A 13093-nucleotide genomic window follows, 5' to 3' on the forward strand; every position below is an offset into this window, starting at 1 on the left:
TTCCGCGGCGGCGCCCGCAATAAGCAGGAAACAAACAGCGGCTTCCCGCAGGAGAGCCGCCGCTTTGAAACTTCCGTCCTAACCGGACGATATAACATTGCTGCATTTTCTTCCGAAGTCCGGCGTTAACCCGCCAGCTTCAGCTTGACCCAGAAACGGATCTCGTCGCCTTCGCTCTCCGCCCAGATATCGCCGCCGTGATAATCGATAATGCTTTTGGCGATAGCCAGTCCGAGTCCGGAGCCGCCCGTCTCCGACGAGCGCGAAGCGTCGACGCGGTAGAACCGGTCGAACAGCCGGTCCAGATCTTCCTGAGCGAGCGGTGTTCCGTTGTTGCTGATCCGTACCAGAACGTGATCCGCCTCGCGGAACAGCAGCACTTTGACGGTGCCGGGCTTGCGGCTGTACTTGACCGCGTTCGTGAGCAAATTATCGAACACCCGGATCATTTTATCGGCGTCTACGTTCACTTTCAGCTTCTCCGGAGGGAAGGCGCGCACCAGATTGAGCTCGTTGTCCTCGGCGTAGCTGACCATCTCCTCCAGCAGCTGCTCCAGCAGCTCGTTCATGTAGACGGCATCCAGCTTCAGCGTATCGCCCTTGCTGGACAGCTTCGTATATTCGAACAGGTCGTCGATCAGGCTTTTGAGCTTTTCTGATTTGCTGTAAGCGATGTTAAGGTACGTGTCCGCTTGCGCTTCGGATTCGTAATTTTTGTCCTTTAACAGCCGCAGATACCCCATAATGAGCGTTAAAGGCGTTCGCAGGTCATGCGAGACGTTCGTGATCAGCTCGGTTTTGGTTTGCTCCGCTCTCCGTTCCTCCTCGAGAGTCAGCTGAAGTTCGGCCGTCATCAGGTTGATGCTCGTCGCCAGCGATCCGAGCTCGTCCCTGCTTCGCGCTGCGACCCGGTAATTCAGGTTGCCTTTCGAGATTTCGCGCAATCCCCTTGCCAGCTCCTCGATATATTTCATTTTATGCTTCGTGATCCAGAAAAACAGGAAGATAAACACGACAACCGCCAGCAAGTTCGGCATCGGGCTGCTTCCGCCCTTCATATAGACGATATTGGGGGAGGGCATCCCGGAGACGACCAGATACGCTTTTCTTTCATTCAGATCGATCGGATAAAAGCTGGAATATTCCTGATTCTGGTACCGCCGGTCATTGATTCGGACATCCATCGCATTGCGGATAATACCGTGCAGATCGACCCGGTTTTCGGTAGCGCTCGGCGATTTGAACAGGACGAGGCCGTCCAGGTCGAGTACGAGTATTTTCAGGTTCGGGTAGGACTGGCTGTAATCGTTAATGATGGTGGTAACCTTCTTCTCGGGAGCAGCCGCCGTGGGGACGGCAGAAGAACCGGCACTGCGGCTGGCTGCTTGCCGGGCCTCCTCGTATTCGTGGCCGATCTGGTCCAGAATCGACCGCGCCCGGTTGTCGATCTCATGAACGCCGTTCGTATAGTCGATTACCGGGTACTGGTTGGCGTTGGCAAACAGCGGCACGGTCAGGCTGCGTACGAGCAGGGCGGCCAGCAGGCAGAAAACGAAGGTTAGAATAAGCTGCAGCCGGATGCTGGATTCAAAGTGCCGCCGGACGAACAGGTAGATGTCGCGGACAAAGCCGAGCAGTACCGAAAACCAGTGTATGGGATTAAACAGCGACCTATTTTTCAATTTTGTAGCCGACCCCCCATACCGTCTTGATATACTTCGGCTGGCGCGGCGTCGCCTCCAGCTTCTCCCGTATTTTACGGATATGCACCATGACGGTATTGTCGGATTCGTAGAACATCTCGTTCCAGACCGACTCGTAAATTTTCTGGATGCTGAACACGATGCCGCGATTGCGGGCGAGCAGCTCGAGGATGGCGAATTCGCGGGGAGTCAGCTTCACCTCGCGGCCTTCCACCTTCACTTCGTGCGTAGCCGTATTAATGATCAGATCGTCGATCTCGATCTCCTCCTCCAGCCTCGGGACGGCGACATTAAGCCGTTTGTAGCGGCGGAGCTGGGATTTGACCCGGGCTACGAGCTCCAGCGGGTTGAACGGCTTCGTCATATAATCGTCGGCCCCGGTGCTCAGACCCATGATTTTGTCCATGTCCTGGCTTTTGGCGGACAGCATGATGATCGGCATATGTTTCTCTTCGCGGATCTTCATGCAGGCTTGAATGCCGTCCATCCGAGGCATCATGATATCCAGGATGATCAGATCGACTTCCTTCTGCTTCAGCACCTCCAGCGCTTCTTCCCCGTTGGATGCCCTTACCAGCACGAAGCCTTCGTTTTTCAAATAAATTTCGAGCAGGTCCAATATCTCTTGCTCGTCGTCCACGAGCAGTATCGTCTCTTGCGCCATAACCAATCGACTCCCATTCCATATCGTCGCGCGCGGCGCGCTTGTATACGGCCTCAGACGGGCTTGTTCCTTAAGCAGTCCGAAATCCGGCCCGGTCCTTGCGATACAAGAATACCACAACTGGCGGAAAACGCTGAATTCCGTCATGAAGCTCATTATAAATCCCATTTCTTAAGAAAGATCGCCCCCAGTTCTTAATTAATTCTTAACCCCATACATTAGAGGAGGACAGGATGTTCAGGATGTAGGAAGGAGGAACACGCGTGCAGCCGCTGCTTAGAATCGCCGCCGTTCTGATTGGCAGCGCCACTTTGGCGTTTGGAGTGAATGCCTTTTTGGCACCGTATCGGCTCATCGACGGGGGGATGATCGGGATCGGGCTTCTTTTGAACTACCATTTTGGCCTGCTTCCCGGCATGACCGTTCTTCTTGTTAGCGCGCCTGTATTTGTCGGCGTGTTTTTTTATGATCGTGCTTTATTTATGAGCAGTGTGCACGGGCTGCTGGTGTCCTCGTTTTTTATCGATTTGTTCTCGCCAGCCAGCAACTGGTTTCGGCTGGGCATGCCGGTGCATGCCGTTCTCGGAGGGTGGCTGATCGGAGCGGGGGTCGGGACGATGCTGGCGTACCGGACGAATTCGGGAGGAACCGACCTGCTGGGGCAAATCGCATCGGACCGTACCGAAATACCTGCGGCTTTATTCATTTTCATCCTCGACGCGGTTATTTTACTGGCGGGAATAGGCGTTATCGGGTTAACCCGTACGCTGTTTTCGTTTGCGACTATCGTCATAGTGTTCGCAGCGACCCACCGGTACTCCGGACGTAAGCCTTTAGGACGAAGTATCCATTTGTTTTACAAATGAGCGGCTGCGGAATAGTAGGGTTTGCCGGCGGAAACGGCGGACGCCACTTTTCGAGCTTTTTCTACAAAAACCTTTGCCGGACAAGGGATTTGAGCGATCTGTCTCCAGCTATATACAGGCCCGAAAAACTGGAGTATAATGGGGAAAAAGTCCTTTTAAGTTGTTTCCGGGACGAGCCGCCGTTCGTTGGGACGGTTTTGTAAGCGCAGCCGGCGGATGAGAAAATCCGAGAATTTTGTCGAAAAGGGGACTCCGTGTAATGAAGGCCGAGTATATTAATCCGTTTTTGGAATCAGCGAGAATCGTGTTGGAGCAACTGATTAACGTGCGTCCGACGACCGGACAACTCGGGATTAAGGATGTCAAATTCGTTGAGAACCATATTTGGATCCAAATCGGCATGAGCGGGCAGATGGAAGGCGATATCGTATTCGGCCTGCACGAGGAAGTTGCCTTGAAGCTCGTATCGGCGATGATGGGCGGTTATCTGGTCACGCAGATGGACGAGATGTCGCAAAGCGCGATTTCCGAACTCGGCAATATGATCAGCGGCAACGCAAGCACGATTTTGTACAACCAGGGAGTGCGCGTCGATATTACTCCGCCAAAGCTGATTACCGAGGCCGGGCTTGATTTTACGCCGACCAAGGCGTTGACGATTCCGCTGATGATGGATCAGATCGGACAGCTGGATATCAAGGTGTTTATTTCTTAACGGACTTATAGGTATACATAAGTAATGGAGGGTGCCGCGAGCTGGCATCCTTTTTTTTATCGTTATAGAGCAGCTTTTCTAAATCTGCGAGAAAGTTTAAATTCTTTACTGTGCTAAAGTGAAGGGGGTTCCTTACTTGGCGTCAGATGAGAGAACGTATATTCAGGTTCAATGACTAACGAATCGTATCGTACTTATGGCTGAAAAACGACGTTATTCCAGTCGTAACGAATCCGGGGATCGTTATCGAACCGAAAGTGGTAAAAAAACGATCCGATTTGCGGGAATAACCATACATGAGTTCGCTACACATTCAAACGTCCGCATTCGGCTCTGATAACGAGTGCTGGGTTCGTTAGCCATACCATCGCATGACAACACGACTATGGGCGAGCGGCTGGAGCGAGCGAAGGTACCTATTCCCTTCCGACGTACAAACGTTTTGGGTTTGCACGTCAAAGGACCGTCCGGAACGCCTGAACCGGACGGTTTTCTTATTCATTTTTTTTCATCGGCAGGTCACATTCTCGTCTCTTCGATTGTTTAGATAGATTGTAAGTCGGGCAAGCCGCTCCGACATCGGATGACGGGTTGCCTGAAAGTGAGGGAGAGTGGCAGCACCATGAGGAAACTGGTCGTTATACCGGCTCATAACGAAGAACAGAACATCCGGACCGTCATCCATTCGGTTAAAAGCTTGCATCCCGACATCAAGATCGTCGTCGTTAATGACGGTTCTACGGATGGTACAAGCATGGCAGCCAAGCAGACAGGGCAAGCGCTGGTGATCGATCTGCCTTTTAATCTCGGAATCGGAGGGGCGGTCCAGACGGGTTATTTGTTTGCCTACCGCAGTGGCTACGATATCGCCATTCAAGTGGATGCGGACGGGCAGCACGACCCGGCCGAGCTGTACAAGCTTATCGCGTGCATGGAGAAGGGAGAGGCTGATTGCTGCATTGGATCTCGCTTCGCCCGGAATACGGATTATCGGCAGACACGGTTCCGAATGCTGGGCATCCGAATCCTATCGTCGATCATTCGCTGGACCTCGGGCAAACGGTTTACGGATCCGACATCGGGCTTCCGGGCAGTAAACCGGAGCGTCATCGGGGTGTTCGCAGACGATTATCCGGACGATTATCCGGAAGCCGAAGCGATTGTAATCCTGGAACGGATGGGCTATAGAGTGCGGGAGACGGCGGTCCGTATGAACTACCGGATGAGCGGACGATCGTCCATTACGCCGTTCAAATCGGTTTACTATATGATCAAAGTTCCTCTGGCCGTCCTTATGACCCGAATACGGAATGTAGGTTGAGCCTATGTACTTTTATGTATGTTCAGTAATTTTCTGCACCGCGTTCATCGGGGTAACGATCGAATTAATCCGAAGGCGGCTCGTATTGGAACGATATGCGATTTTATGGCTCTGCCTTGGGGCGGTTATGCTCGCGTTCGGCACATTCCCGAAGCTACTCGACATCGTTTCGGAAGCCGCCGGCATCTTTTATGCCCCGTCCTTCATGTTTTTGGCAGGCATGCTGTTTTCTCTGCTGTTTATCATGCATACGAGTGTTGTGTTGACCAAGCTTCGTCGGCATGTAACCCGGTTAAGCCAGGAAATCGCGCTGCTGAAAGTGGAGACGGCCAAGAAGGAGGAGGGACGAAATAGGTATTCTGCTGATCGTTCTGGTTAACGTGCTTCTGCTGGTGTCGGGCCAGCTATTCTGGAAAGTCGCGCTTAACCGGCATCCGTTTCGCTCGGCTCCGGATATTGTGCCTGTGCTTGTGCAGCCACCCATGCTGCTTGGATGCGTTCTGTTCGCCGTTGCAACGATCGTCTGGTTTTACGCTTTAAGCAGATACGATCTGAGCCGGGTGTATCCGCTTCAATCGCTCGCTTATGTGATGGGAGCTATCGCCGGTATGATCTTTTTCAAAGAAACGATCTCGACTTGGCAGTGGCTCGGCATGCTGTTCATTATCGGCGGCGCCGTTCTCGTCGCCAAACCGTAGTAACCGGAGGAGGTAAGCAGATGCTGGCCCGCTGCAAATGGCATACGTACGCCATAATGGCCGTTCTGGCGCTCGCTCTGATCCTTCGGTTGGATTATGTGCTTAAGTTCGAGCATGTGCCGATCGAATACGATCAGCTTAATTACACGAAGACGGCGATTCAACTGCTGGAGAAGGGCGTCTACGCTTATCTGGATACGGAGCCCAATTCGCTCGTGACACCGGGATTCCCGGTCTTGCTGACGGCGTTTTACTGGATGTTCGGCTATTCCCCACTGGAGCCAACCCTCCAGATTTATCGGGTGTTCCAATGTGTTCTGGCGCTTGTCGCCATCTGGTTCATTTACAAAATCGGGGTCCGGTTGTTTCGACCCGTTATCGGCGTAATCGCTGCCATGTTCGCCGCCGTCCATCCGATGTTTGTCTGGTCGACGTCGCTTATTTTGACGGAAGTGCCGTTTCTGTCCGTGTTTATGGCGCTCATATACACACAAGTCCGTATCATGCAGGATAACCGTCTACGGGATCACATCGCAATGGGGGTGCTGCTCGGGATCGCCACGCTGATTCGGCCGAATGTGCTGCCGGTTGCGGTTGTGCCTTACGTTTTTCTCTGGATGACAAACCGGAAAGCTTACATTCCATTTATTGCGGCTAGCTTCGGGGCGTTTGTTCTCGTAATGATGCCCTGGTGGATTCGCAATCTGATCACGTTTCACCAGTTTATTCCAATAGCGAAAGGAGAGGCGGGCAATCCGTTTCTCGGCGGTACGGACCCTTATATGCGCGGTACGATCGAATGGACAACGATCGACAAGAATGACCAGTTCGGCGAGGGGGTGAGCCGGATCCGGCAAGGGTTGAAGGAGGAGCCGGGGTTATGGATTCACTGGTTTACGTTAGGCAAATGGAAATATTTCTTTTTCCGCCACTGGGTCGGACCCTATCCGTTTCATGTAGCGAACTGGTACTATGTTTTATTGGACAAGCTTCACTTCGCGATCATTTATATCGGCTGGGTGATGCTGCCAGTGATGAGCTTGTTTAAAAACCGGGCTGCCCTGTATTTATTCGTATGTCTCGCGGTGTTTTACTCGGTTCATGCGCTGTTCATACCCGAACCCCGCTATATATACTCGATGCTGCCTTTTCTCATGTTAGGCACCGCTCAGCTTGTTGTCGGCGTCTTTCGGACTAAACATATCGCTAATGCTTCTCTAGATAAAATCAAGAACATCAAGAACAGGAATGTGCAGGAAGGAGGGAGAGACAGTGGAAATCAATAAGCTTCTGGAAGATGTTCGCAGGGGAAATGTCGATTCGTTCGAACCAGTCATTCGGATGTACGAGAAAAACATATACCGGTTTTGTTTCTTCATGCTGGGGAATCGGCAGGAGGCGGAGGATGCGGCCCAAGACGTCTTCTTCAAAGCGTACCGGCACCTGGGGGGGTACGACGAACGTCAGACATTTAAGGCTTGGCTCTATAAAATTGCGGAAAATCATTGCCGCAACGTGCTGAAGCGGCGATGGAAGTGGCTTCGGCTGCTGCCGCTGTTCCGCTCGGACAGCCGGACCGAAAGCGCGGAGCAAGCATACTCGGAACAGATGGGGACCGAGATGGCCTTTTGGTTCAAAGACTTGTCGCTTCCAGAGAAAAAGCTGCTTTTTTTGCGGGCCGTCGAAGAATGTTCGTTTGACGAAATCGCGCAAATGATGGGGGAAAGCGCGCCGACGCTGCGCAAACGGTTCGAACGGCTGAAACGGAAGCTTCGGGCAAAAAAAATGCAGGAGGAGGAGATGTGCGATGAACGACGACTCGAATTACGATAAGCTGGTCCGGACGATGAAGGAGATTCCGGTACGGGAAACGGAAACGGCGGCTCCCCAAGTTATGGAAAGGATACGCGCCTATGAGTGCGCGAAAAGGACGCCGGTCCGGAAATCGCTCCGCATCCGGGTATGGGCGGCTGCGATGCTGCTGTTGGTAATTACCGCAATTTCGGCTCAAGGGACGCCCCGTTATCTGTTTCATTGGAACGGCATGGATATTACGACCTACAAGCCTGAGCCGCAAACGAATCCGTCACCGGATGTGTATCCGCCCTATATGGAAAGAATCGAGAACCAGTTGGCAGCCCGCCGGGCGGAGTACCGGACGCTGACATTGGAGGAGGCGCAGAAGGAATCGCCGTTCCCTCTTATGCGGCCGGCGAACCTCGATATGAAGCCTTCCCGGACGTTCGGAGTAGCCGCGACTCCGCTCAAGAAGCCGGCGACCAAGGACGAGCTGTACATCGAGGGTTTTTACGATTTCTACGAGCAGGGGGAGACTTGGCTTGTCGTCCGGCAAATCTTCGATCCGAAAAGGGAGACCGATGGCGGTGTGCTGATGCATTACCCTGATGATTGGGAAGTGGTGAGAGTAAGCGACCGGATCATGAGCGTATACCACAGCGACAATAACTTCGCCATTTACAGCCTGTATATCGTGACCGACGAGAAGGATACGATATGGCTAAGTTTAACGGGAAACGTATCCAAGAAAAAGTTGGAAGCCGTTGCGGAAGCCTATATCAGCCGAAAGCAGATGGGCAATCACTAGGAGCAGATTGGAGTGCAGGTGGATTATGAAGCGTTTGTTGGCAGTGTCATTATCGGCTTTCTTGCTCATACCCGGCATGATCGGATGCGAAGCGGGCGGAGGAACCGAAGATCACAAGCAAGCTTCGATCAAAATTTTATATTACGACGAAGCCTCCTACTATTCGAATTACGGTGCTTTATTCGCCGCGTTGTACCCAGATATCGAAGTGAAGGTCGTACCTACTGGAGGAATCCGGATGGAAGATATGGAGAAGTGGATCGAGGAGCAAAAACCCGATGTGCTAATCTTGGATGATGGCCGTTATGAAACCTATGCAAGAGACGGACGTCTCTACGACCTCGAGCCGTTGATCAAGAAGGATAAGTTCGATCTGCAAAACATGGCGCCGTCCATCACCGATGCGGTCCGGACGATTGGCGGAGGGAAGCTGTACGGGCTTGCTCCGAGTTTCTCCAGTCAGGCGCTCTATTACAATAAAAGCTTGTTTGATCAAATGGGCATTCCTTATCCGACTGACAAGATGAGTTGGGAAGAAGTGCTGCAGCTCGCTCGCCGATTCCCTTCCGGAAGCGGGGGGCCGGGGCAGCGGGTCGCCGGATTGATGCTGAATCCGTATGAGGTGCACCCGTATAATTCGGGCCTGACGATCGGATATGGACAAGGGTTGTCCTACCTCGATCCCGATACGATGAAGATGACCCTCGATACGAGCGAATGGAAGCGGACGTTCCAGTTGGCCTTTGACGCGATCCGATCAGGGGCCATCTATCAGCCTGCCGGAACGCAGTCGTTTACGCCGGGGACGGGGAGTCAGCAAGTTCTGGAGCAAAACCCTTTCCTGGGAGGGAAAGCCGCGATGACGATTGGCGGCAGCGATTTTGTCCAGGAACTGAAAAGGGCCGCCGCCGTTCTGAAAGACCGGATGCCGCTCTGGGATCTCGTTACGGTGCCTGTCGATGCGAAGCGTCCCGATACCGGAAACGCGTTATGGCTGCAAGACATTACCGCAATAAACTCCGGATCCGCCCAAGTCGAAGCCGCTTGGACGTTCGTCCGTTATATGAATGGCGATTCGTTCGCCCGTGCCATGGCGAAAGCTGCGGCAGGCGGCAAGCTGACGAGCCGTACGGCGTATTTGATAGATGAAGAGGGCCGGAATTTGAATGTGTTCCACGCGTTGAAGCTTGATCCGAACGTTTCCAGAGGATCGGGGAAAGTGCCGCAAACTTTTTATTTTTCATTCGAGGCGCTTGCCAAGCAGGAGATTGCGGCCGCTTATGAAGGGCGCAAGACGATTGACGAGGCGCTGAAGGTTTTGCAGGAAAAAGGGCAGGAGCTGCTGGGAATTCAATAAAAGCTGTGCAGGCGAGTTCCGGGAATTAGTAAGGAAAACATGCAGGGCCTCCGCTTATTATGCCTTTGATTTAGTGTATAATATTAGGAAAAAGGCACGGAGGTATAGAATCGAATGTATGATTGGAAAGGGAAAGTGGTCGCCATAACGGGCGCCTCAAGCGGGATCGGGGCGTTAACGGGCGAACTCGTCGCAAGTCGCGGCGCAGTGCCGCTCCTTATGGCGCGAAGCCGTACGAAGCTGGACGAGCTGGCGGCGAGAATCGGGGAGAGCTGTGAGACGTACGAGCTGGATGTGTCTTCGCCCGACTCGGTGCAAACTGTATTCCGTACTGTATTCGAAAAGCACGGCCGCGTAGACGTACTGATCAATAATGCCGGCTTCGGGCGGTTCGAACGGTTCGAGCAGGCTCCGCTCGCCGATTTCGAACATATGATGAACGTTAATTATATGGGCATTGTCCGCTGTACGAAGGCTGTGCTTCCTTATATGCTCTCCTCGGGCTCCGGCCATATTGTTAATGTCGCTTCGATTGCCGGCAAGATCGGAACGGCCAAATCGACCGGCTATGCCGCGTCGAAACATGCCGTGCTCGGGCTAACGAACAGCTTGCGGCAGGAGTTGGCCGGCACGGGCGTTACGGTGACGGCGATCAACCCGGGACCGGTCGACACCCCGTTTTTCGATTTGGCCGACCCGTCCGGCGGTTATGTGGCTAACGTGAAGAAGCTAATGCTGCCGCCGCGCCGCGTAGCGGAAGCGATCGCCAAAGCGGTGGAACGCAGCCGAGCGGAGGTCGATTTGCCGGGAATCGCGGGCTTTGGCGCCAAGCTGTTTCATTTGTTCCCCCGTACGTTCGAGCGGGTCAGCCGCCGCTTTCTTAATCTGAAGTAAGAAACTGGACCCACCCGATCAGCGACAGCCACAGCGGAATACTGAACAGCGTCCCCCATAACAAGCCTAGCAGCAGATTGCCTTCTTTCTCGCGCATGATTCGTCACTCTCCTCGTCCGAAGGTTGAATACTTCTCAGTATGCTCGGATGAAGGAGAGTTCAACCCTGGGGCGGCGCTGAGCGGGGAATGTCCGTTTCTTTCTGCTCATTAGCTGCTGTATGGGAGTACGCCAAAGAAAAGAAGGGACAGGGAGTTGGCTGAGAGTCATTATGCGATTTTTATAGTCCCGCTTCGGACCGGTTGCCCTTGAGAAAAAGGACCTCGCCTCCACTTCTACCGTGGAATTGGAGGTCCTTTCGTTTGGGATTTGAGGTGTTCCCATGTCATGCGGACTTCTGGGACAGCCTATGGGTAACCCCCGCTCATGGGAAGGATGGGGGCGCATAAGAGCGGTTTGTACCCCTTAATCTGCCCGAAACCAGCTTGCATGAGGAAATAGGAGCGGTTTGAAGCTGTTATAATCCGCGAAAATGGTGCTGACCCGTTTATTTGGTTGAATTAAGAGATACAAACCGCCTCTATTCGCCACTGTCTTTCGAATAGGCTGGAAATATAGGGTGCAAAAGACCCTTATGCTTTTACAGCCAGCACGCATACGGTTCCCAGTGATACCGAGCACTCTCGGCTCGCCGAAAAACTGCTGCACACACAAAAGGCATACATTGCGGAGCAGGTTTTGAGCCGTGTTTAGATCCTATTCATCGGCGGCGCGTCATGGCTTCAAATAAATGCTTTTCTTAACCGGATTATTCTCCGGCGGGAGGAGGAGTGGCGGTGTCGGCACTGCGCTGGGCTCTCCATGCTTCGTTTAAGCTGCGGATCTCCTCGAACAGCAGGCGCACTTCCCGCTTCGCTTCGGGATGGTTCTGGTTCCAATGGTTGGTCAGTGCAGGCATCGATTTATGGATATGATTGTAAACCGCCCATTTTCTAACCTTCTCTACAGTTTCCGGATTGGAACAGCCGGTCAGCAGCTCGGCAAATTTCTCGACAAGCGCTTCAAATTCTTGATCAAATACGGGATTCATAAGAGGAACAGCCCTTCCTTCGGCTCGTTTTACTTCAGTCTACCGAAACCTCCAAAAGCTGTCAAAGCCGAACTTGGCTTTGCGCATACGGGCTGCGAATTTGAAATGGTCGGTTTGTTTCGGTATGATGGGGAGCATCATACACACCGGAAGAGGTTGCGGCGATGGAGTCGAGAGAGGTGCCGGATGGGACCGTGCTGGAGTGGGAAAGGCTGGCCGACCCCGAACCGGGCGTTCATTTGTGGAAGATTACATACGTAAGTCAAGGTTTGAAAGTAAAAGGATACTGGGCCGTACCGGAGTCCCGTGAGGCCCTGCCCCCGCTTGTCTACTGCAGGGGAGGCATCCGCAGCGTGGGGATGGTGCGGATTGCCCGGATCGTGACGCTGGCCCGGCGTGGATATTCCGTATTTGCTCCTTTCTATAGAGGAAACGACGGGGGGGAGGGGCGTGAAGACTTCGCGGGAGAAGACCGGTTCGATTTGTATAACGCCATACGTCTCTTAAAAGGTTTGCCGCAAACGCGGAACGACTTGCCTGCTTTGCTGATTGGTTTCTCCCGGGGGGCGATGATGGCGCTGCTGGCGGCCAAAGAGTGTGAAGGCGTCGGCCCCGTCGTCGTCTGGGGAGGCGTCAGCGATCTGCTGCTTACGTATGAGGAGCGGGTGGATCTGAGGCGTATGCTGAAAAGGGTCGTGGGGCACCCCCGCAAAGACGAAGAGGCGTACAGGCAGCGGTCGCCGGTATGCTGGGCGGAATGCATCAAGTCGCCGGTCTTGATCGTTCACGGTTCGGAGGACGAGCATGTCGGCGTGGAGCACGCTCACCGGTTGGCGGCGGCCTTGGAAGCGGCAGGCAAGCCGCATGCGCTGCACGTCTACCAGGGGCGGGGGCACGTATTCCCACGGGAAGAGGACGAGCAGGTGCTGGATTCGATTTTTGAATGGGCGGGTCGGGTGTGGCAGTCGCCGGTTGAGTAGTACAACGGCACGAACGCGGGCCTGGAATGGACACGTTTTGAGGCAGATGAAACAGCGGTGTGTGATCCCAAAAAACGTAGCTTGTCCCGGCTCGCGATGATCCTTCCGAACCCGTTTGCGCCCACAGACGGACCCATGAACCGAATAGCAAATTAGGGTTGATAGGAATTGATAATTTTGGTATGATAGGAGCAGGAAGAA

At 53.5% G+C, this 13093-nt stretch carries 14 protein-coding genes; 11 read left to right on the forward strand and 3 right to left on the reverse strand.

Translation table 11 applies throughout. The features are described from left to right. Positions 1-125 precede the first annotated feature (125 nt). Together IDH45_RS15480 and IDH45_RS15485 are read right to left on the reverse strand one after the other, a co-directional pair. A complete protein-coding gene (locus IDH45_RS15480; protein ID WP_190929024.1) occupies positions 126-1682 on the reverse strand; it encodes a sensor histidine kinase in 1557 nt (518 codons plus the stop codon). After that, positions 1672-2367, reverse strand: a complete 696-nt coding sequence (locus IDH45_RS15485; RefSeq protein ID WP_190929025.1) for a response regulator transcription factor — start codon at positions 2365-2367, stop codon at positions 1672-1674. The genes IDH45_RS15480 and IDH45_RS15485 overlap by 11 nt, the downstream gene beginning before the upstream one ends. Before the next feature lie 263 nt (positions 2368-2630). Between IDH45_RS15485 and IDH45_RS15490 the strand changes: the two genes are divergently transcribed. The 10 genes from IDH45_RS15490 (at position 2631) to IDH45_RS15535 (ending at position 10823) form a co-directional block, all read left to right on the forward strand. Beyond that, entirely contained in the window at positions 2631-3233 is a 603-nt protein-coding gene (locus tag IDH45_RS15490; RefSeq protein ID WP_190929026.1) for a YitT family protein, read from the forward strand. A 259-nt stretch (positions 3234-3492) separates the two neighbouring features. Then, positions 3493-3948, forward strand: coding sequence for a chemotaxis protein CheX (locus IDH45_RS15495; RefSeq protein ID WP_190929027.1), 456 nt, complete (start codon positions 3493-3495; stop codon positions 3946-3948). A gap of 622 nt (positions 3949-4570) precedes the next feature. Further along, positions 4571-5269: a glycosyltransferase family 2 protein gene (locus tag IDH45_RS15500; RefSeq protein ID WP_190929028.1), complete on the forward strand. Its 699-nt coding sequence runs from the start codon at positions 4571-4573 to the stop codon at positions 5267-5269. Positions 5270-5273: 4 nt separating this feature from the next. Then, complete coding sequence (locus IDH45_RS15505; RefSeq protein ID WP_190929029.1) at positions 5274-5648, forward strand: DUF2304 domain-containing protein; 375 nt, start codon at positions 5274-5276, stop codon at positions 5646-5648. 13 nt (positions 5649-5661) lie between these two features. After that, positions 5662-5967 carry an EamA family transporter gene (locus tag IDH45_RS15510; protein WP_190929030.1) on the forward strand — a complete coding sequence of 102 codons (306 nt, stop codon included), beginning with the start codon at positions 5662-5664 and terminating at the stop codon, positions 5965-5967. Positions 5968-5987: 20 nt separating this feature from the next. Beyond that, entirely contained in the window at positions 5988-7253 is a 1266-nt protein-coding gene (locus tag IDH45_RS15515; RefSeq protein WP_190929031.1) for an ArnT family glycosyltransferase, read from the forward strand. Beyond that, positions 7240-7800: an RNA polymerase sigma factor gene (locus tag IDH45_RS15520; protein WP_190929032.1), complete on the forward strand. Its 561-nt coding sequence runs from the start codon at positions 7240-7242 to the stop codon at positions 7798-7800. The genes IDH45_RS15515 and IDH45_RS15520 overlap by 14 nt, the downstream gene beginning before the upstream one ends. Continuing rightward, positions 7775-8572 (forward strand): hypothetical protein, encoded by a 798-nt coding sequence (locus IDH45_RS15525; RefSeq protein ID WP_190929033.1) that lies wholly within the window; start codon positions 7775-7777, stop codon positions 8570-8572. The genes IDH45_RS15520 and IDH45_RS15525 overlap by 26 nt, the downstream gene beginning before the upstream one ends. Before the next feature lie 25 nt (positions 8573-8597). After that, positions 8598-9929: an ABC transporter substrate-binding protein gene (locus tag IDH45_RS15530; RefSeq protein WP_190929034.1), complete on the forward strand. Its 1332-nt coding sequence runs from the start codon at positions 8598-8600 to the stop codon at positions 9927-9929. Between the two features lie 114 nt (positions 9930-10043). Beyond that, positions 10044-10823 (forward strand): SDR family NAD(P)-dependent oxidoreductase, encoded by a 780-nt coding sequence (locus IDH45_RS15535; protein ID WP_190929035.1) that lies wholly within the window; start codon positions 10044-10046, stop codon positions 10821-10823. A gap of 807 nt (positions 10824-11630) precedes the next feature. Here the strand turns inward: IDH45_RS15535 and IDH45_RS15540 are convergent. Then, positions 11631-11912, reverse strand: coding sequence for a YusU family protein (locus tag IDH45_RS15540; RefSeq protein WP_190929036.1), 282 nt, complete (start codon positions 11910-11912; stop codon positions 11631-11633). 164 nt (positions 11913-12076) lie between these two features. Between IDH45_RS15540 and IDH45_RS15545 the strand changes: the two genes are divergently transcribed. Next, a complete protein-coding gene (locus tag IDH45_RS15545; protein ID WP_190929037.1) occupies positions 12077-12892 on the forward strand; it encodes an alpha/beta hydrolase family protein in 816 nt (271 codons plus the stop codon). The last annotated feature ends 201 nt before the right edge of the window (positions 12893-13093 follow it).

The sequence above is a fragment of the Paenibacillus oceani genome, from assembly GCF_014705615.1.
GTDB classification, from domain to species: domain Bacteria; phylum Bacillota; class Bacilli; order Paenibacillales; family NBRC-103111; genus Paenibacillus_AB; species Paenibacillus_AB oceani.

What these genes read in the sequence shown, in the direction of transcription:
- IDH45_RS15485 (WP_190929025.1), bottom strand. Translation starts at nt 2,367, where the DNA reads ATGGCGCAAGAGACGATACTGCTCGTGGACGACGAGCAAGAGATATTG.
- IDH45_RS15495 (WP_190929027.1), top strand. Translation starts at nt 3,493, where the DNA reads ATGAAGGCCGAGTATATTAATCCGTTTTTGGAATCAGCGAGAATCGTG.
- IDH45_RS15500 (WP_190929028.1), top strand. Translation starts at nt 4,571, where the DNA reads ATGAGGAAACTGGTCGTTATACCGGCTCATAACGAAGAACAGAACATC.
- IDH45_RS15505 (WP_190929029.1), top strand. Translation starts at nt 5,274, where the DNA reads ATGTACTTTTATGTATGTTCAGTAATTTTCTGCACCGCGTTCATCGGG.
- IDH45_RS15515 (WP_190929031.1), top strand. Translation starts at nt 5,988, where the DNA reads ATGCTGGCCCGCTGCAAATGGCATACGTACGCCATAATGGCCGTTCTG.
- IDH45_RS15525 (WP_190929033.1), top strand. Translation starts at nt 7,775, where the DNA reads ATGAACGACGACTCGAATTACGATAAGCTGGTCCGGACGATGAAGGAG.
- IDH45_RS15530 (WP_190929034.1), top strand. Translation starts at nt 8,598, where the DNA reads ATGAAGCGTTTGTTGGCAGTGTCATTATCGGCTTTCTTGCTCATACCC.
- IDH45_RS15535 (WP_190929035.1), top strand. Translation starts at nt 10,044, where the DNA reads ATGTATGATTGGAAAGGGAAAGTGGTCGCCATAACGGGCGCCTCAAGC.
- IDH45_RS15540 (WP_190929036.1), bottom strand. Translation starts at nt 11,912, where the DNA reads ATGAATCCCGTATTTGATCAAGAATTTGAAGCGCTTGTCGAGAAATTT.
- IDH45_RS15545 (WP_190929037.1), top strand. Translation starts at nt 12,077, where the DNA reads ATGGAGTCGAGAGAGGTGCCGGATGGGACCGTGCTGGAGTGGGAAAGG.